The sequence below is a fragment of the Nocardia sp. JW2 genome (assembly GCF_051843015.1).
GTDB lineage: Bacteria > Actinomycetota > Actinomycetes > Mycobacteriales > Mycobacteriaceae > Nocardia > Nocardia coubleae.
Genome location: NZ_JBPXLK010000004.1, coordinates 285,433 through 302,842, shown reverse-complemented (window position 1 = coordinate 302,842; position 17,410 = coordinate 285,433). Strand labels below are relative to the sequence as shown.

Annotated in this window: 18 protein-coding genes; 3 read left to right on the top strand and 15 right to left on the bottom strand. The window is 68.9% G+C overall.

The window, feature by feature from the left end; translation table 11 throughout:
- Positions 1–2 precede the first annotated feature (2 nt).
- The 3 genes from ACSVDM_RS09035 to ACSVDM_RS09025 are packed head-to-tail and all read right to left on the bottom strand — an operon-like array spanning position 3 to position 3,361.
- Positions 3–1,091, bottom strand: coding sequence for an acyl-CoA dehydrogenase family protein (locus ACSVDM_RS09035; protein ID WP_439263979.1), 1,089 nt, complete (start codon positions 1,089–1,091; stop codon positions 3–5).
- Positions 1,078–1,980: an acyl-CoA dehydrogenase family protein gene (locus tag ACSVDM_RS09030; protein WP_439263978.1), complete on the bottom strand. Its 903-nt coding sequence runs from the start codon at positions 1,978–1,980 to the stop codon at positions 1,078–1,080. Before ACSVDM_RS09030 ends, ACSVDM_RS09035 begins: the two co-directional genes overlap by 14 nt.
- Positions 1,958–3,361: a class I adenylate-forming enzyme family protein gene (locus ACSVDM_RS09025; protein ID WP_439263977.1), complete on the bottom strand. Its 1,404-nt coding sequence runs from the start codon at positions 3,359–3,361 to the stop codon at positions 1,958–1,960. The genes ACSVDM_RS09030 and ACSVDM_RS09025 overlap by 23 nt, the downstream gene beginning before the upstream one ends.
- Before the next feature lie 95 nt (positions 3,362–3,456).
- Between ACSVDM_RS09025 and ACSVDM_RS09020 the strand changes: the two genes are divergently transcribed.
- Positions 3,457–4,455: a 2Fe-2S iron-sulfur cluster-binding protein gene (locus tag ACSVDM_RS09020; protein WP_439263976.1), complete on the top strand. Its 999-nt coding sequence runs from the start codon at positions 3,457–3,459 to the stop codon at positions 4,453–4,455.
- 41 nt (positions 4,456–4,496) lie between these two features.
- Here ACSVDM_RS09020 and ACSVDM_RS09015 read toward each other — a convergent pair whose 3' ends face one another.
- The 4 genes from ACSVDM_RS09015 to ACSVDM_RS09000 form a co-directional block, all read right to left on the bottom strand.
- A complete protein-coding gene (locus ACSVDM_RS09015; RefSeq protein WP_439264022.1) occupies positions 4,497–5,486 on the bottom strand; it encodes a CaiB/BaiF CoA transferase family protein in 990 nt (329 codons plus the stop codon).
- A gap of 98 nt (positions 5,487–5,584) precedes the next feature.
- Positions 5,585–6,541, bottom strand: coding sequence for an LLM class F420-dependent oxidoreductase (locus ACSVDM_RS09010; RefSeq protein WP_439263975.1), 957 nt, complete (start codon positions 6,539–6,541; stop codon positions 5,585–5,587).
- On the bottom strand, positions 6,526–6,945 hold the full coding sequence (locus ACSVDM_RS09005) for a cobalamin B12-binding domain-containing protein (RefSeq protein WP_181696126.1): 420 nt from the start codon (positions 6,943–6,945) through the stop codon (positions 6,526–6,528). Before ACSVDM_RS09005 ends, ACSVDM_RS09010 begins: the two co-directional genes overlap by 16 nt.
- A complete protein-coding gene (locus tag ACSVDM_RS09000) occupies positions 6,945–8,522 on the bottom strand; it encodes a methylmalonyl-CoA mutase family protein (RefSeq protein ID WP_181696127.1) in 1,578 nt (525 codons plus the stop codon). The genes ACSVDM_RS09005 and ACSVDM_RS09000 overlap by 1 nt, the downstream gene beginning before the upstream one ends.
- A 93-nt stretch (positions 8,523–8,615) precedes the next feature.
- Between ACSVDM_RS09000 and ACSVDM_RS08995 the strand changes: the two genes are divergently transcribed.
- Both ACSVDM_RS08995 and ACSVDM_RS08990 read left to right on the top strand, forming a co-directional pair.
- Positions 8,616–9,446 carry an SDR family oxidoreductase gene (locus ACSVDM_RS08995; protein ID WP_181696128.1) on the top strand — a complete coding sequence of 277 codons (831 nt, stop codon included), beginning with the start codon at positions 8,616–8,618 and terminating at the stop codon, positions 9,444–9,446.
- An 18-nt stretch (positions 9,447–9,464) separates the two neighbouring features.
- Positions 9,465–9,689: a hypothetical protein gene (locus ACSVDM_RS08990; protein ID WP_181696129.1), complete on the top strand. Its 225-nt coding sequence runs from the start codon at positions 9,465–9,467 to the stop codon at positions 9,687–9,689.
- Between the two features lie 6 nt (positions 9,690–9,695).
- Here ACSVDM_RS08990 and ACSVDM_RS08985 read toward each other — a convergent pair whose 3' ends face one another.
- The 8 genes from ACSVDM_RS08985 to ACSVDM_RS08950 all read right to left on the bottom strand — a co-directional run bounded on the left by ACSVDM_RS08985 (position 9,696) and on the right by ACSVDM_RS08950 (position 17,408).
- Positions 9,696–9,890, bottom strand: coding sequence for a ferredoxin (locus ACSVDM_RS08985; RefSeq protein WP_181696130.1), 195 nt, complete (start codon positions 9,888–9,890; stop codon positions 9,696–9,698).
- Between the two features lie 111 nt (positions 9,891–10,001).
- A complete protein-coding gene (locus tag ACSVDM_RS08980; RefSeq protein ID WP_225280100.1) occupies positions 10,002–10,838 on the bottom strand; it encodes a mycofactocin-coupled SDR family oxidoreductase in 837 nt (278 codons plus the stop codon).
- 25 nt (positions 10,839–10,863) lie between these two features.
- Positions 10,864–12,141: a cytochrome P450 gene (locus tag ACSVDM_RS08975; protein ID WP_439263974.1), complete on the bottom strand. Its 1,278-nt coding sequence runs from the start codon at positions 12,139–12,141 to the stop codon at positions 10,864–10,866.
- 125 nt (positions 12,142–12,266) lie between these two features.
- On the bottom strand, positions 12,267–12,881 hold the full coding sequence (locus ACSVDM_RS08970; RefSeq protein ID WP_439263973.1) for a hypothetical protein: 615 nt from the start codon (positions 12,879–12,881) through the stop codon (positions 12,267–12,269).
- A gap of 45 nt (positions 12,882–12,926) precedes the next feature.
- Positions 12,927–14,207, bottom strand: coding sequence for an MlaD family protein (locus ACSVDM_RS08965; RefSeq protein WP_439263972.1), 1,281 nt, complete (start codon positions 14,205–14,207; stop codon positions 12,927–12,929).
- The gene (locus ACSVDM_RS08960) at positions 14,204–15,310 is read right to left on the bottom strand and encodes an MlaD family protein (RefSeq protein WP_181696135.1); all 1,107 of its coding nucleotides are present in this window, start codon (positions 15,308–15,310) and stop codon (positions 14,204–14,206) included. Before ACSVDM_RS08960 ends, ACSVDM_RS08965 begins: the two co-directional genes overlap by 4 nt.
- Complete coding sequence (locus ACSVDM_RS08955) at positions 15,307–16,404, bottom strand: MCE family protein (protein WP_439263971.1); 1,098 nt, start codon at positions 16,402–16,404, stop codon at positions 15,307–15,309. Before ACSVDM_RS08955 ends, ACSVDM_RS08960 begins: the two co-directional genes overlap by 4 nt.
- Complete coding sequence (locus ACSVDM_RS08950; RefSeq protein WP_439263970.1) at positions 16,401–17,408, bottom strand: MCE family protein; 1,008 nt, start codon at positions 17,406–17,408, stop codon at positions 16,401–16,403. Before ACSVDM_RS08950 ends, ACSVDM_RS08955 begins: the two co-directional genes overlap by 4 nt.
- Positions 17,409–17,410: the final 2 nt, after the last annotated feature.

Genomic DNA, 17,410 nt, shown 5'->3' with positions numbered 1-17,410 from the left:
GGTCAGGCTCCCAATCCGAGAATGCGCGAGGCGATGATGTTCTTCTGAATCTGTTCGGTGCCACCCATCACGCTCTGCGCGCGGCTGTAGAGGTAGGCACCGAGCAACTCGGGGTCACGGGTGCCACCGACCGCGAGGGCCGCGTGGCCGACGGACTGTTCCACCCAGGTCATGAGCAACTTGTCGAGCGAGCCCTCCGGCCCGTGCGAGACACCGTCGAGCTGTTCGGACAGCCTGCGGCGCACATGCAGGCGCAGCATCTCGGTCTGCACCACGGCCCAGGCCAGGTCGGCGGGCAGCGCGCCGGTGGTGCGCGCCGCGAGCCGGCGCACGAGCTTGCCGTAGCGAGCGGTGTAGCCGAGCGTCGACGGTTCGCGCTCATGCCCGACCACCGTCATCGCCACCGCCCAGCCGTCGCCGGGCACACCGACCATCTGATCGGCGGGCACGCGCGCGCCGTCGAACTGCACCTGCCCGAATTCGGTGGTGATCCCGCTCATCATCCGCAGCGGCAGCTGCCGCACGCCGGGTTGTTTCATCGAGACCACGAAGGCCGAGATGCCTTTGTGCCGTGGCACGTCGGGATCGGTGCGCGCCAGCAGCAGGCACCAGTCGGCCACATCGGAGTAGCTCGTCCAGATCTTGTGTCCCCGAAGGACATACGAATCACCTTCGCGGGTGGCGGTGGTCCGCAGCGACGCCAGATCGGAACCGGCCTCCGGTTCGCTGAACCCCTGGCACCAGCGCTGGGTGCCGTCGATCATCCCGGGCAGGAATCGGCGGCACAGTGCGGTGTCGGCGTGCCTGCCGAGCCCCTGGATCAGGTAGCCGAGGCTGGGCCGGGGTGGCGCACCGGCACGCGCGAGTTCTTCGTCGAGGATCACGTCGTAGACCGGCGGCAGATCGTGGCCGCCGTATTCGCGAGGCCATGACAAACCGAAGAACCCGGCCGAATACAGCGCCCGGTGCCATTTTCCCTGGGTGGCCCAGTATTCGTCGCCGGAGGTCGGGAACTGCCCGGCGACCTCGGCCAACCAGCCGCGCAGCCGGTCGCGGAATCGTGCTTCCTCGGGCGAATCACGAAAGTCCACTGTCGATCTCCTCCAGGCTCGTGGCGAACAGCTCGGTGGAGGTGAGCGCCCGCCGTAGGTACAAGTGCGCCAGGCACTCCCAGGTGTTTCCGATCCCGCCGTGCACCTGCACCGCCGTCTCGCAGACCGTGCGTGCCGCGCGGGCGCAGTACAGCTTGGCGATGACGGCCGCCCGCACCGCCTCGTCGGGAGACAGCTCGTCGACCGCCCATGCCGCGTGCCGCAACACACTCACCGAGCCCTCGATCAGCGCCAGACCCTCGGCCAGCAGATGCGCTACCGCCTGATGGGAGCCGATCGGCTTGCCGTACTGCACACGGACTCTGGCGTACTCGGTGGCGAGCGCGTGGGCTCCGCGTGCGGCGCCGACCAGGTCCGCGCAGGTGGCGACCAGCGCGAGCGATCGCCATTGCGCGGCCTGGGCCGGGGACAACTCGGCGAGCAGGGTCGGTGCGCCCGTCAGTTCGGCTTCGGGCCGGGTCGGATCGGCACCGGTGGCGACCGGGCCGATCGCGCTCGACCAGATGGTTTCCTCCCGCAGCACCAGGGCGTGGGTGCTGCCGCGGGCGTCGACCGCGCGACCGTCGACGGCGACCGTGCACAGCGTGTCATCGGCTGACGTGGGCCGGATGTCGTCGACCAGCATCGGGCCGAGGAACGCCACGTCCACCAGCCCGCGGCCGAATTCTTCGGCCACGATCGCGACTTCGACACCGGAGGCGCCGTCGGAGCGCAGCGCGCGCCATCCGGTCCGCGCGACCGCTTTGTCGAGCCGCTCGACACGCGCCTCGTCGGCGAGGTCGTGCACGGCGCCGGGGCCGAGGTCGCCGGCCAGGTCGGCGGCGGCATCGCGCAACTGCCGCTGTTCAGAGGTCAGCCGGACGTCCATGACGCTCCTTCAGTTCTCGGCGCAGCACCTTGCCCGAAGGCAGACGCGGGATTTCGGGGACGAACACCACTCGGCGCGGACGCTTGTACGAGGCGAGGCGGGTGCCGACCAGGTCGACGAGTTCCTCGGCGGTGACCGCGCCGTCGACGAGCACAGCGGCGACGATCTGTTCGCCGTCGGCGGCGTCGGGTTCACCGAACACCGCGCAGTCCAGGACCGCCGGATGGCTGTGCAGTACGGATTCGACCTCGGCGGGCGCGACCTGGAAGCCGCGCACCTTGATCATCTCCTTGAGCCGGTCGGTGATCCGTAGCCAACCGTCGCTGTCCAGGTAGCCGACGTCGCCGGTCCGGTACCAGCCGTCGGCGTACGCGGCCGCAGTGGACTCCTCGGGCAGATACCCGGCCATCAACGACGGTGAGCGGGCCTGGATTTCGCCGATCTCGCCGGGTTCGACCTCGGCTCCGGTAGTCGTCGAGACCACCCGGATCCCGACGCCCGGCACGGGTCGTCCGACGCTGTCCAATCGTGCGCCGTCGAGCGGGTTGCAAGCGATCACCGGGAGCTCACTGGCACCGTAGGCGGGCACCCAGCCCACGCCGGTGCGACGGGTGACCGTCTCCGCGACACTCGCCGTCACCGGGGTGGCACCCCACATGATGTAGCGCAACGAGGACAGGTCGTAGGACTCGAGGTCGGGGTGGGCGGCCAGCGCGAGTGCGATGGGGGCCACCGCCATCTCCACCGTGATCCGGTCGGCCTCGATGTGGCGCAGCATCCGGTCCAGCTCGAAACGGCGATGCAGCCGCACCCACGCACCGGTGCGCAGCGCGAGCACGATATTGAGCAGGCCGAGGATGTGCGAGGGTGGTGTCACGATCTGGATCCGGTCCTCGGCCCCGAATCCGAGTGCCGTGCGCCAGTGCCGCACCGCCGCGTCGAAGGATGCGTGCGTGTGCCGGACCGCCTTCGGCAAACCCGTTGTGCCGGAACTGAAGACGAGCACCGCATCCGACTCCGGCGCAGGCGGTGCAAAGCTCGTCGAGCCGGGTGCGATGGGCTGGTCGAGCGAGAGCATGGGCATCGCCTCGGCCAGCACCGGCTGATCGCCGACAGCGTGGGTGGGTCGGGTGACGGCCAAGGCGTGCCGCACGTCGTCGCGTTTCCAGGCCGGGCTCAGCAGCACCACCGCCGCACCGGTCAGCCAGATCGCGCCGACCGCGACCACGAACTCCGGCCGGTTCGACGACATCAGCGCGACCCGATCACCCTGGCGCACACCACGTTCGGTCAGCGTCTCGGCCAGTCCGGCGGTCAGCGCGTCGAGTTCGGCGTGGGTGTAGTGCCGATCGTCGAAACTCAGCGCGATCCGGTCGTTCATCTCGCCTCCACGGCCGGGATTGAGAAGATCCCATCTCGCGAGAGAGAATAGTATTCTCTTTCCATAAGAATCTTCATACCAGAAGGAGCCGGTCCATGGCGAGAACTCCCCTGTTCCAACGGGCGACGGTGACCCGGATCATCAAGGAGACAGCGGATGCCCGCACTTTCGTCCTGGCACCGCACTCGGGTCCGATGCCCTATCTGGCCGGGCAGTTCTGTACCTTCCGGGTGCGGGTCGACGGCACCGAGCTGTTCCGGTCCTATTCCATGTCGAGCGCGCCCGAGACCGACGCCGAGCTCATGACAACGGTCAAACGGGTACCCGGCGGCGCGGTGTCGAACTGGCTGATCGACCGGGTCGGTGAGGGCGACGAGGTCGAGATCAGCAGGCCCGCAGGGCGTTTCTGCCTGCGAGCCAGTTCCGGCGCGCTGCTCGGGTTCTGCGGCGGCAGCGGCATCACGCCCATCCTGTCCCTGACCAAGAGCGCCCTGGCCACCACCGATCGCCGGGTGCGGCTGCTGTGCGCCGACCGGGACCGGGCGTCGGCGATCTTCGATTCGGCTCTCGACGATCTGGTGGCGCGCTATCCCGGCCGGCTCGAAGTGACCCGGCATCTGGATGCCGAACGGGGACTGCTGGATCCGGCCGCCGTGCGCGCCTTCGTCGGTCCCGACGTAGCCGCCGACAGCTATCTGTGCGGTCCGGAACCGTTCATGGCGATGGTCGAGGACGCGCTGCCCGGGCCCGGCCAGGTCTACAGCGAGCGGTTCGGCACGACCGAGCCGGTGCCCGTCGCCGAACCCGCACCCACCGCCCCCGCGGGCACCGTCACGATCGTGCTCGGCCGCACGACCACGACCGTGCCGCGCAATGCGGGCGAGACGCTGCTCGAGAGCGCGCGGCGCGCGGGCTTGACGCCGCCGTTCTCCTGCGAAGCGGGCAACTGCGCCACCTGCATGGCCGTGCTCACCCGTGGTTCGGCGACGATGCGGGTGAACGACGCGCTCACCGACGACGAGGTGGCCGACGGCTATGTCCTGACCTGCCAGGCCGTTCCGGACAGCGACGAGACGACCGCGCGCTACGAGTGAGCGCGACGGCCTCGGGATCTCCTCCCGGGGCCGGGGTCGGCTCAGATGTTGTGTTCGCCCAGGCGCGGCGGCGGTCCGTAGCGCGGCGTGTGACCGGCGATCCGGATCGGACTGCCGACCAGGCGGTGCTCACCGGCGTCGACGAGGACTTCCGGTGTGGCCGCCAGTGCCTCGGGCAGGGTCCGCACCGCGGCGGCAGGCACGCCGAGCGGGCGCAGCCGCGCTTCCCAGCCGCGCGCGGAGTCGGCGGCGAGTGCGCGGGTGACGGCCGCCAGGACCTCGTCGCGCCGTGCTGCCCGCTCGGCCATGGTGGCGAAGCCCGCGACCTTCGCCTCCCCCGCGAAGCTCCGCCAGAATCCGTCGTGGGTGATGAACAGCGCGAGATACCCCTCGGCCGTCGGAAAGATCTGGGCGGGAACGTAATACGTGTGCGCGCCGAAGGGGCGGCGCTGCGGGGTCACCCCATCGTTCAGGAAGGCCGAGGCGTGGTAGTTCAGCTGCGAGAGCATCACATCGCGCAGCGACACCTCCACCTGGCCACCGAGGCCGGACACGATCTGGGCGAGCAGGCCGAGGGCCGCGGCCAGTCCGGTGGAGTTGTCGGCCGAGGAATAGCCGGGCAGGGTCGGCGGCCCGGCCGGATCCCCGGTCAGCGCGGCGATTCCGGTCGCCGCCTGGATCACGTAGTCGAACGCGGGGTCGTCACCGGCCGACAGCCCGAAGCCGGTGATCGCCACGCACACGATCTTCGGGTTCCACCGCCGCAGCGCGGCGTAGGTCAGGCCGAGCCGGTGGATGGCCGAGGGCTTCAGATTCACCAGCAGCGCATGGGCATCGGTCACCAACTCACCGAGCTGGTCCTGTCCCTGCGGCGTGGTCAGATCGAGGCAGATACTGCGTTTGCCCCGGTTGAGGCTGGCGAAATAGCTGTCGCCGACCTGCCGGGAGATGTCGCCGCCGGGTGGTTCGAGTTTGGTGACCTGTGCGCCGAGATCGGCCAGCAGCATGGTGGCGTACGGCCCGGCCAGCATGGTTCCCACCTCGAGGATCCGGATACCGGCCAGCGGGCCGTCGGTTCGCGCCGCGTCGGGCCGGTCGCGGGTGCCACCCGCCTCGCCGCGCAGGCCGATCACCGCAGGTCCTGAGCGAGTGCGGCGATCATCTCCCTCGTGCGGCGTTTGGACGCGACCAGTTCGTCGCGGGTGCCGCCGATGGGAAGCAGGCGTACCGAGATGTCGGTGGCGCCCGCGTCGGCGTAGCGCCGGAGGCCCGCGGCGATGGCCTGTTCGTCACCGGCCACGCAGATGTCGCCGATATCGCGCGCGTCGCCTGCCTCGAGCAGCCGCTGATAGTTGGGTGACACCTCGGCCTCGCCGAGGATGCGGTTGGCCCGCGCCTTGGCCTCCTCGACCTCGTCGGGTCGGCACAGGCAGATCGGCAGGCCGGCGACCACGCGCGGCCGCGGCCTGCCCGCTGTTTCGGCCGCCTTCGTGATCCGGGGGACCACGTGGTCGCCCACCGCTCGCTCGTCGGCCATCCAGAGGACCGTGCCGTCGGTACGTTCCCCCGCTATCCGCAACATCACCGGCCCCAGGGCGGCGATCAGTACCGGCAGCGGCGCCACCGGACCCAGATCGAGCGGGTTGTGCACGGTGAACGTCGCGTTCTCCACGTCTACCGGGCCGGGCCCGCGCAGTGCCGAGGTGAGGACGTCGAGATAGTCCGAGGTGTAGGCGGCGGGCCGCTCGTAGGGCAGTCCGAGCATGTCGGCCACGATCCAGTGATGGGAGGGGCCGACGCCGAGCGCCAACCGTCCGCCCGCCGCCGCCTGTGCCGAGAGTGCTTGGCGCGCCAGGGCGATCGGGTGCTGGGCCTGCAACGGCACCACCGCGGTGCCCAATTCGATCCGGGTGGTCACCTGCCCCATCAGGGCCACGGTGACGAGCGCGTCGAAATCGTTGGGCACCTGGGGAATCCAGGCGGTGTCGAGCCCGGCGGCCTCGGCCCAGGCGATGTCGTCCAGCATCCGGGTGAGCTTGCGGGCGGCGTCGCCCTTCTCCGGCCCGATCATCACTCCGATTCGCATGAGCTGCTCCCTGTCATCACGTCGGTGAGGGCCCGCATCTCGGCCACCAGTGTCTCCAGCGACGTGCCGGTCGGAAACACCGCGGCGGCACCCGCTTCGAGCAACCGGGGCACATCGGCGCCCGGGATGGTCCCGCCGACGATCACCGCGATATCGCTCGCCTCCGCCGCACGCAAGGCCTCGACGGTGCGCGTGGTCAGTGCGATGTGCGCGCCGGACAGAATGCTCAGGCCCACCACGCTGACGTCCTCCTGCAGCGCGATGGACACGATGTCCTCGATCCGCTGCCGGATGCCGGTGTAGACCACCTCGAAACCGGCGTCACGCAGGGCCCGGGCGACGATCTTCGCGCCGCGATCGTGCCCGTCGAGACCGGGTTTGGCGATCAGCACGCGCGCGCTCATCAGAACACCACCGGCTGCTGGAACTCGCCCCAGACCCGCTTCAAGGCGCCGGTCATCTCCCCCACCGTGCAATACGCGGTGGCGCAGTCGATCAGGTAGTGCATCAGATTCTCGTTTCCCTCGGCGGCCGTGGACAAGGCGGCGAGCGCGGCCCGGACCGCCGCCGGATCGCGCTCGGTCTTCACCCGGGCCAGCCGCTTCAGTTGCAGATCGCGGCCCTCGGCGTCCAGTTCGTAGGTCGCGATCTCGGGGGCGGGCTCGTCGGAGACGAAACGGTTCACCCCGACCACCGGCCGGGTGCCCGCCTCGATGTCCTGGTGGATCCGGTAGGCCTCGTCGGCGATCAGGCCCTGCAGATAGCCGTCCTCGATGGCGCGCACCATGCCGCCGTGGCGCTCGAGGTCGTCCATGATCGCCACGATGCGGGCCTCGGTCGCGTCGGTGAGCGCCTCGACGAAATAGGAACCGCCGAGTGGATCGGCGACCTTGGTGACCCCGGTTTCGTAGGCCAGGATCTGCTGGGTGCGCAACGCGAGCGTGGCCGATTCCTCGCTCGGCAGCGCGAACGGCTCGTCCCACGCCGCGGTGAACATCGACTGGACGCCACCGAGCACCGACGCCATCGCCTCGTAGGCGACCCGCACCAGATTGTTCTGCGCCTGCGGCGCGTACAGCGACGCACCGCCTGCCACACAGCCGAAGCGGAACATCGACGCCTTGTCCGAACTCGCACCGTAGCGCTCGCGCACCAGCGTGGCCCAACGTCTGCGCCCCGCACGGTATTTGGCGATCTCCTCGAAGAAGTCGCCGTGAGTGTAGAAGAAGAACGAGATCTGGGGTGCGAACTGGTCGATCGTCATCCGGCCGCGCTGCACCACGGTGTCGCAGTAGGTGACGCCGTCGGCAAGGGTGAACGCCATCTCCTGCACGGCATTGGCGCCCGCGTCGCGAAAGTGCGCGCCCGCCACCGAGATCGCGTTGAATCGCGGGACCTCGGCCGCACAGAACTCGATGGTGTCGGCGATCAGCCGCAGCGACGGTTCCGGTGGCCAGATCCAGGTGCCGCGCGAGGCGTATTCCTTGAGGATGTCGTTCTGGATGGTGCCGGTGAGCTTCTCACGCGGCACACCCTTCTTCTCGGCCGCCGCGACATAGAAGGCCAGCAGGATCGCGGCGGTGCCGTTGATCGTGAAGCTGGTGCTGATCTTGTCGAGCGGGATGCCGTCGAAGAGGACTTCGGCGTCGGCCAGAGTGTCGACGGCGACGCCGACCCGCCCGACTTCCTCGGTCACCTCCGGATCGTCGGAGTCGTAACCACATTGGGTCGGTAGATCGAGCGCGACCGACAGCCCGGTACCGCCCTGGTCGAGCAGATAGCGGTACCGGCGGTTGGACTCCTCCGCCGTCCCGAACCCGGAGTACTGGCGAAACGTCCACAGTCGCCCCCGGTAGCCGGTGGCGAAATTGCCGCGCGTGAAAGGGAAGCCACCCGGTGCGGGCGGTTCGGCGGCCAGGTCCGCCGGTCCGTAGACCGGCGAGAGCGGGATGCCGGACGAGGTCTGGATGGGATCGTTCATCGATGAATACGGTACTTGCAAAAAATGAGAATGCCAATACCATCAGAGGGGAACGCCGCGTTGACCAGCGGACTCACCACCCCGAGGAGATCGATGTCCACCGAGCGCGCCCCTCTCACCGACCGAACGCTGGTCGTCTCCGGCGGCTCCCGAGGCATCGGGCTCGCCATCGCCCTCGCCGCGGGCAGGCAGGGCGCAAACGTTGCGGTGCTGGCGAAGACGGCACAACCGCATCCCCGGTTGCCCGGCACCGTGCACACCGCCGTCGCCGCGATCGAAGCCGCCGGCGGCAAGGCCGTGGCGGTGGTCGGTGACGTCCGCGACGAGGCCGATGTCCAGCGCGCGGTGGAGACGGCGGTGGAACGATTCGGCGGGATCGATATCTGCGTGAACAACGCCAGCGCGATCGCGGTCGAGCCGACCGAGGCGCTGACGGCCAAGAAGTTCGACCTGATGGCCCAGATCAATCTGCGCGGGACCTTCCTGCTGACCAAAGCCTGCTTGCCGCACCTGCGTTCGTCGGCCAACCCCCATGTGCTCACCGTGTCGCCACCGGTGAACATGAATCCGCGCTGGCTCGGCGCCCACCCGGCCTACACCTTGTCGAAGTACGGCATGACCCTGCTGTCGCTCGGGTGGGCGGCCGAGTTCGCGGAGGCGGGGATCGCGGTGAACTGCCTGTGGCCGCAGACCTATATCGCCACCTCCGCCGTCGCGAACATGGCCGACGGCGAACAGCTGATCGGCTCCGCGCGCAGCCCGGAGATCATGGCCGACGCGGCGATCGAGATCCTGTCGCGCCCGGCGCGCGACACCAGCGGCCACTGCTACATCGATGCCGAGGTACTCACCGCCGCAGGCGTCGACGACCTTTCCCGGTACGGCGGCGGCGACGCCCCGACGCTCGACCTTTTTCTCGACTGACGCGGCAGGAGGAGAACCGTGCCCGCAACCGTTCACATCACGATCCGCCCGATCCTGGACTACTACGGGAAGTGCCCCCGCTGCGGATATCCGGCGGGAGCCGCGGAAACGGTGCGCAAGTCGCTCGACGGCAAGGTCGAACGGCTCGTGGTCGCCACCTGTGAACTGCCGTGCGGTTGGTACGGTCCCGCGGCGCGAACCACCATGACAGGCGGCACGGCCGCGGACGACCCTGCCGCCTGATCCGGTTCAGTCCTCGTCGAGGACGATCGCCATCGTCGGGCAGGCCGAGGCCGCCGAGCGGACCTCCGACAGCACTGCCTCTTGCGGACTCTCCTCGATCACCACCGCCAGATCGTCGGCGTTCACCTCGAACACCGTCGGCGCGATTCCCGCGCACAGTGCGTGACCCTCACATTTGGTCCCGTCGACCGACACCTTCATTCCCATTCTCCGCGTTCATGATTCGCCGGCCCGTGCCGTGCGCCCACCGGTGCGTAGACGGCGCCGCGCCGACCACGACGGTGGGTTCTCGTGGCCGGCGCGGCGGGGTGGCTACTTCAGCATGCCGCCCGCGTCGATCGGCAAGGGCACACCGGTGACGTAGCGGGCCTCGTCGGAGGCCAGGTACAGCACCGCGTTGCTCACGTCTTCGGGCTCGATCCAGGCCACCGGCAGGGTGTGGAACATCCTGGCGATCGGCACGAGGTCGTCGGGCCCCGGGCTCTCCAGGTCGGGGCGGAACAGCTTGTAGGTGCCCTCGTTCATCACCATCGGCGTGTTCACGTGCGTGGGATGCACCGAGTTCACGCGGATCGAGTGCTGTGCCAGTTCCACGGCGAAGGTCCGCATGAGCCCGACCACGCCGTGTTTGGCGGCCACATAGTGCCCGATGTTCGGGTAGGCCTTGAGCCCGCCCACCGAACTGGTCAGGATGATCGAGCCACCACGTTCACCCGCGACCAGGTGCGGCACAGCGGCTTTCACCGACTTCCAGACACCACCGAGGTTGACGTCGATCATGTCGTCCCACAGGTCCTCGCGCAGATCGGCCAGCGCACCGCCCTCGTTGCCGATGCCCGCGTTGGCGACGACGATGTCGAGCCGTCCGAGTTCCTCGACGCCCGCGTCGAGGGCGGCCTTCACGCCGTCGTAGTCGCGCACGTCCACCTCGGCGGTGACCACCCGCCTGCCCTCGGCCCGGACCAGGTCGGCGGTGGTCGCCAGGTCCTCCGGGGTCGACATCGCGAACGGCACGTTGTCGAGTTGTTTGCAGACATCTATGGCGATGATGTCCGCGCCTTCCTGCGCCAAGCGCACCGCGTGACTGCGGCCTTGACCGCGCGCCGCTCCGGTGATGAACGCGACTTTGCCTTCGACCCGTCCGGTCATGTTTGTTACCTCGGTTCTCTCGTGGTCAGGAGTGGGGAGTGAAAGTGATGTGCAGTTCGCTGAGCCCGCGCAGCAGGAAGGTGGGTTCGTAGGCGTACTCGCGCGCACCCACCGGACCGTGGTGCTCGGCGTCGATCTGGAGATCGAGCAGGCGGTCGAGGATTCGTTCGATCGACACCCGGCCTTCCACCCGGGCGAGCGGGCCCCCGGGGCAGGTGTGCACGCCGCGACCGAAGGCGATGTGCTCGCGGAAGTTGTCGCGGTCCAGGCGGAATTCGTGCGGGTCCTCGAATCGGCGGGGGTCGCGGTTGGCCGCGCCCGGGCAGAACATCACCAGCCCGCCGGCGGGGATCGCCACGTCACCCACGGTCGTCGCGCGCCGCGCGAGCCGGAACCCGCTCTTGACCGGCGCGTCCATCCGCAGGGTCTCCTCGATGAAGGTCGGGATCAGGCTGCGGTCGGCACGCAACCGCTCCTGCACCTCCGGTTGATCGCCGAGCACGCGGATCGCGGCGCCGAGCACCTTGGCGGTGGTTTCCTGACCCGCCGCGAACAGGAAGGTCGCCGAGCGCACGACGTCGATGACCTCCGGGGTGGTGCCGTCCGGGTATTTCGCCAGCGCCAAGGAGGTCAGCACGTCGTCGCGCGGTTCCGTACGGCGGTCGGAGATATAGGAACTGAACTTCTCGTCCAGCCACGCCAACGGGTTGCTCGACAGCGCTTCGTTGTCGATGGCGCCGGGCCGGGCACCCGGCCGTTCGGCACCGAGGACCACCCGGAATTGCTCGTGGTCGGATTCGGGAACGCCGAGCATGTCCGCGACGACCAGCAGCGCGAACGGCTTGGCGTATTGGGAAAGAAATTCACAGCGACCCTCGGCGGCGAATTCGTCGAGCTGGCGGTCGGCCAGCCGCCACATGAATTCCTCGTTCTCTTTCAAACGGGCCGGAGTGAGCAGACGATTCAATACCGACCGCGCGAAAGTGTGTTGCGGCGGGTCCATCGTCACCATGTGCTCGAACATCGGCAATTCCGACCGGTGCTGCTCGATGAGGTCGCTGATGTCGTCGCCGACCGGCGTGAACGGCAGCGGCGGGAAAGGCCCACCCACCGCGACGGCCGAGGAGAAGATCGCCGAATCCTTCAGTACCTCAGCGGATTCCTCGTATCCGGTCACGGCGTAGACACCGTAGTGCGGCTCCTGGGTGACCGGGCACTTCGACCGCAAATGATCGAAATACGGATGTGGATCGGGAATCAGCTCGGGGTCGGTGAAATAGTTCACAGTGTCGAAATCGGTCATGGAGAGCTCCTGACGATCGAGAAGCCGCGAAAAGCGCGCACTTCGATGGTAACAACCATATTCATATTTGAGAACCTCATTCCCGCTGGGCGGCAACGGACCCGCGCCACTGCTTGGGACGAGAATTAGGGCAGGTAGACCCGGCTCGCCAGCCAGCGGCCGTCGACCAGTTCCATCGTCATCTGGACCCGGCTGTGGTCGACGCGCGGATCGGTGACCGCGGCGTTGGTGACGGTCTGATCGATGAACAGCAGCACTTCGACCTTGGTCTCGGTCTTGGTCTTCACCGCCGCGTCGAGCACCGTTCCGGTGCCGGTCGCCTTGTTGTCCAGCAGCAGCTGACGCAACTGGCCGCTCGACCTGGTGTACATGTCCTTGAATTCGCCGGTCGATCCGTCGAGTACGGCGGCGAAATCACGGTCGAGGTGGTTGGAGTCCACGCTGGTGAGGGTGACGGCGTAGGCGCGCGCGGCCGCGAGGCCCGCCTCACCGGCGGCATCGATATCGGATTTCTCGTCGAGCTTCCAACCGAGGAAGCCGGCCACCGCGGTCGCCAGCACCGCGAGCACCACGACCGCCGGAACCGCGAGCTTGCGTGCGGTTCCGGCCCATCGGATGCGCCGGGCGGCCCGCACGTCATCCGGCTCACTCACCTCGGGGCTCTCGTCCGGCGTGGTCGCAGCCTCCTCGGCGACCGCAGGCTCCTCGGTGACGGGTTCCCGTGTGTCGGTGTCGTTCATGGTGATTCCTAACGTGGATGGTTGCTTGTCGCGCGGGCGGCCGGGTCACCGTGGTACCGGTGTCGGCAGCTCCGGACCGCCGTAGGTGAGCGGGATGGTCCATGGCCCCAGTGGCGTGGGAATCGCCTGGGTGTCGGCCGCTCGTCCCGGCGGCGGCGCACCGGGAATCGCTTCGCCGGGCGGCCGTGGCGCGTTGCGGGCGCCACGGATGAGCACCGACGGGTCGTCGTTCGGGCAGTAGGTGTAGAGGTACGGTTCCGGAAAGTCCGGCTGCGAGGGCGGGTGCCTCGGGAGGTCGTAGTCGCAGGAGTACCTCGGGTAGAGGTTGACCAGCCCCCACAGGCCACCGTCGTGGAACGCCGCGGTCAGGTTGCCCAGGGTGGAGCCGGGTCGTTCGGTCGGGAAGAAGAATTCGCTCAGCGCGGGCACCCGGGAGTTCGCCATCGCCGAAACCGCGCCGAGATTGCCGAGCAGACCGGTGACGGCCTGCGCATTCTGTGCCATCACCGCGTCCAGCGCGCGCAGCGTTCCGGGTGCGACGCCGAGCAAGTCGACGAACCCGCCGGTCTTCGCTTCCACACCGGCCATCAGACGCTTTGTATCCGAGGCGAATTCGCGCAGGACGGGGGCGCCGTCGGCGGCGGCGGTGAGGACGGTTCGGCCGTCGCGGATCAGGCTCACCGTTTGCGGCAGGACCGAGTCGAGGGTGGAGATCAGGAAGACGCCGCCGTCGATGATGTCGGCCAGTTTGCGCGGGCCCGCCTCGCTCACACCGAGTTCGGCGACGATCGCGCCCAGCTGTGCCGGATCCACCTGGGCGAGCGCGGAATCGAGCTGGGTGAGCGTCTGCCACAGCGGCACCGGCGTCGAGGTGCGGTCGACGCCGATCTCGGCGCCGTCGCGCAGAGCGGGCCCGCCGTCCCCGGCCGGGCGGAAGTCCAGGTACTGCTCCCCCGCCGGCGACAGGCTCGCGACGCGCACCGCACCGTCGGCGGGGACGGCGATATCCGCGTCGATGGTCGCGGTCGCGAGCAGACCGGTCGGGGTGAATTCGACCGACTCGACCCGCCCGATCGGCACCCCACGCAGCGTCACGTGCTGTCCGGGCAAGAGGCCGCCGGACTGGGCCAGGTGCACCCGGACCGTCATCGTGGCCGCCGTGGGATCGACACCGAGCGAACCGAAGACCAGATAGGCGGTCCCGAGCACGAGGGTCGCCAGCAGCGCGGTTCCCGACAGCAAGGATCGGTGCCGCTGCCCCCACCGCACCGAGGCGAGGACCATCCGGGCAGGCGCGTCGACCGATTCGGCCAGGCGCCCGCTCATCGGGCCGGTCCCGTCACTCGCTGCTGCAACCTGAGCAGGGTGTAGGTGAGGGTTCCGACGAAACTCTGCCAGTCGCTCGCGTCTGGCACGCGGCTCCCCGGATCGCCCGGGTGTGCCGGGTCGGGCAGCGAGCCGATCGTGATGTCCTGCAGGTCGGCGTTCACGTGGGCCGAGGTGCCGTTGGTGACATTGATGATCGGGCCGAGGATGGCGTTCATCGCCGCCAGGCTCGCGTTCGGCTCGGTCGCCGCGGCATCGAGGCCCGCGGAGATCCGGTTGATATCGGCGACCATGCCGACCGCCGCGGTGCCATCGATCGCGGGGAATTCGGCCAGTTCCCTGCTGATCGCGTCGATCTGCCGGATCAGCGTGAGCGCCTGCTGGGAGCCGCCGGTGACCACCGACAGCGCCGGGCCTGCCAGCTCGACCAGTTCACCGAGCGGACGACGCTGCTCGCGCAACTGCCGGGTCAGCGCCTCGACTTCGACCAGGGCGGTGCGAATATCGGCCGATCGCGCGGCCAGCGCCTGCACGACCCGCGTCGACCTGTCCAGCAGCGCGGCGAGATTCGCGCCGCGATCACCCACCGCGCGACCGAGCCCGTTCACGATATCGGTGAGGTTGCGGATGACACCACCATTGACCAGCAACGACGCGGTGGTCAGCAGTTCCTCGATGGTGGCGGCGGCCTGGGTGGAGGCGAGCGGAATGGTGTCACCGTCGCGCATCAGCGGCCCGCCGGGCGCGGCGGTCTCCGGTGGCGTGAGGGCCACGAAAACGTCGCCGAGCGGTGTGGCCGTGCGCAATTCGGCGCGGGTGCCCACCGGCAGGGCAACCCCGTCCTGGATCCGCATGGTGACCACGGCGGTGTAGTCGCGTACCGACATCTCGGCGACCTCACCGACGTCGGCACCGAGTACCCGCACCTTGGCCCGCTCGGGCAGATTCAGGGCGTTGGCGAACCCGGCGTGGATCTCATAGCTCGCCCCGCCCACACCGGGTGCGGGCAGCGGCAGGTCACCGAGGCCGGTCGAGCAGCCGGTCGCCGAACTCAGGACGAACCCCGTCACCAGGACGGCGGTCGTGCGACATCGTCTGGTCATCGCGGCAACCTCGACATCGCCTCCAGCATGTCGGTGATCCCGAAGTCGGGGCCGAAGTCTTGCAATGTTCCTGTGCTGCAACCGAGTTGGCGCAGGCCGAGAATATTGCAGATCTCCTTCACCAGCTGGCCGTCGAAGAACACCTTGTCCAGCAGCGCGTGCACGCGTACGCCCCGGTAGTCGACGTCGATGGCGTTGTAGGCGTTGTTGAGCAGGAGCGGGGTCACGTCCAGGAACTCCGCGACCTCGGTGCGGTAGTCGGCGAGCGCACGGGTCACCGTGTCCGCGTGCTGGACGGTGGAGCGCAGGCTCGCGCTGTTGTGCTCGAGTAGTTCGGTGCTCTGCCGCATGATCTCCACGATCTGCGCGCCCGTGTCGCCCGCGCCGATGTCGAGCTCGGCCAGGACGTCGCCCAATTGCGCGGTCGCACCCCCGAATTCGCGGATCGCGCGGTCGTTGTCGGCGGCGGAACGCACCAGCACCGACAGTTCGTCGACGACCGCGGCGATCGCCGCCCTGGTCTCCGATCCCCCGTCCGCGCCCAGCCGAAGGGCGGTGGACAGTTCGTTCAGCGTGGTCCGCAGTTGCGGGCCGCTACCCGACGCGATCTCGGCGGACACCGCGAGCAACCGCGCGATCGGGCCGTCGGTGGGTGTTTCCCCGGACAGCTCGGCGGCCATGCCGTCGGCGGCACCGAGCAGGCGGTCGAATTCGACCGGTGTTCGGGTGCGTTCCAGGCCGAGTCGTGCTCCGTCGGCGAGGGTTTCGCCACCCCGGTACACCGGTGTGAACTCGACATGCCGATCGGTGAGCACCGAGGTCGACACGGTCACGGCGGTCACGTCCGCGGGGATGGGCACGTCCCCCTCGACGCGCAAACCCACCTCGACGTGGGAACCGCGCGGGGTCACCGAGGTGACCTCGCCCACCGGCATCCCGAGTACGGCGACCGCGTTGCCGACGTACAGGCCCGCGGCATTGTCGAAGTGGGCGGTGACGGTGATCGCTTCGTCCGCCGGATCGACCGCGCACCCGGCGAGCCCGCCGAGAGCGAGAACCAGGGCGAACCGGACCACGGTGGTGAGTGCGTTCATCGACAGTCCTGGAAGTAGGGCGGCATCGCGAGCTGATCGGCGCGACCGCTCAGGGCGCACATCCACGAGTCGATCAGCGGCCCGGCGGGGGCGGTGAAATCGACCTCGTTGGCGGTGCCCGAGGCGTTCGCGAAGTTCCGGATGGGGACGGGCAGGATGTGCAGGATGTTGCGCAGCAGGTCGTCGTGCCTGGCCAGACTGCCGAGCAGTCCGTCGAAACCACGCAGCAACTCCTCGATCCGTGGGCGGTCCTCGACCACGAGAATCCTGACCTCATCCGCCAGGCGCCGCGTGGCGTCCATCAGGGTCTGGAGGGCGCCGCGCCGGGCGAGGATCTCGGTGACCAGGTCGCGGCCCTGTGTCGTGATCGCCGCCAGGTCGCCCTGTTGCTCGGCGACCACCGTGGTCAGCTGCCGCACGCCGGTGAGCAGGCTGCCGAGCTCGTCGCGGCGACCGCCGAGGATCGCGGCGAGCGAGCGCAGATTGTCCAGCAGACCGGGCAGGACCGTCGGCACACCGTCGAGTTGGTTGGCCAGCGCGTCCAGGGACGTGGCGATCCGGCCGGCATCGATCTGCTCGAAGGTCGTCGTCGCATTGTCGAGCGCCTCCTGCAGATCATAGGGAACAGAGGTATGGGACAGGGCGATCCGGTGATCGGCGATCTCGCCGTCGCCTGCCGGGCTGAGTTCCACATAGCGGGCACCGAGCAGCGTGGTGAGCTTGATAGCCGCCCGGGTCTCGGCTCCGAGCTGGGCCGACCGATCGACGCTCAAGGTCACCAGTACCCGGTCGCCTGCCAACCGCTGCCGTTCGACGGTGCCCACCGGCACTCCGGCGATGGTGACACCGTCACCCACGCGCAAACCGGCGGCCTGCGTGAATTCCACCTCGTAGCGCTGCTGCCCGACATGCAGGGAGTTGAACCCCACCGCCCCGGCGACCACGGCCAGCAGCAGGCCCAGTGCCAGCAGCCCGAGCATGCTCTTGGACAAATGCTTCGTCATTG

Excerpts from the sequence above, each read along its gene's own strand:
- ACSVDM_RS09030 (WP_439263978.1), bottom strand. The coding sequence starts at position 1,980 with ATGGACGTCCGGCTGACCTCTGAACAGCGGCAGTTGCGCGATGCCGCC.
- ACSVDM_RS09025 (WP_439263977.1), bottom strand. The coding sequence starts at position 3,361 with ATGAACGACCGGATCGCGCTGAGTTTCGACGATCGGCACTACACCCAC.
- ACSVDM_RS09020 (WP_439263976.1), top strand. The coding sequence starts at position 3,457 with ATGGCGAGAACTCCCCTGTTCCAACGGGCGACGGTGACCCGGATCATC.
- ACSVDM_RS09015 (WP_439264022.1), bottom strand. The coding sequence starts at position 5,486 with ATGCTGGCCGGGCCGTACGCCACCATGCTGCTGGCCGATCTCGGCGCA.
- ACSVDM_RS09010 (WP_439263975.1), bottom strand. The coding sequence starts at position 6,541 with ATGCGAATCGGAGTGATGATCGGGCCGGAGAAGGGCGACGCCGCCCGC.
- ACSVDM_RS09005 (WP_181696126.1), bottom strand. The coding sequence starts at position 6,945 with ATGAGCGCGCGCGTGCTGATCGCCAAACCCGGTCTCGACGGGCACGAT.
- ACSVDM_RS09000 (WP_181696127.1), bottom strand. The coding sequence starts at position 8,522 with ATGAACGATCCCATCCAGACCTCGTCCGGCATCCCGCTCTCGCCGGTC.
- ACSVDM_RS08995 (WP_181696128.1), top strand. The coding sequence starts at position 8,616 with ATGTCCACCGAGCGCGCCCCTCTCACCGACCGAACGCTGGTCGTCTCC.
- ACSVDM_RS08985 (WP_181696130.1), bottom strand. The coding sequence starts at position 9,890 with ATGAAGGTGTCGGTCGACGGGACCAAATGTGAGGGTCACGCACTGTGC.
- ACSVDM_RS08980 (WP_225280100.1), bottom strand. The coding sequence starts at position 10,838 with ATGACCGGACGGGTCGAAGGCAAAGTCGCGTTCATCACCGGAGCGGCG.
- ACSVDM_RS08975 (WP_439263974.1), bottom strand. The coding sequence starts at position 12,141 with ATGACCGATTTCGACACTGTGAACTATTTCACCGACCCCGAGCTGATT.
- ACSVDM_RS08970 (WP_439263973.1), bottom strand. The coding sequence starts at position 12,881 with ATGAACGACACCGACACACGGGAACCCGTCACCGAGGAGCCTGCGGTC.
- ACSVDM_RS08965 (WP_439263972.1), bottom strand. The coding sequence starts at position 14,207 with ATGAGCGGGCGCCTGGCCGAATCGGTCGACGCGCCTGCCCGGATGGTC.
- ACSVDM_RS08960 (WP_181696135.1), bottom strand. The coding sequence starts at position 15,310 with ATGACCAGACGATGTCGCACGACCGCCGTCCTGGTGACGGGGTTCGTC.
- ACSVDM_RS08955 (WP_439263971.1), bottom strand. The coding sequence starts at position 16,404 with ATGAACGCACTCACCACCGTGGTCCGGTTCGCCCTGGTTCTCGCTCTC.
- ACSVDM_RS08950 (WP_439263970.1), bottom strand. The coding sequence starts at position 17,408 with ATGACGAAGCATTTGTCCAAGAGCATGCTCGGGCTGCTGGCACTGGGC.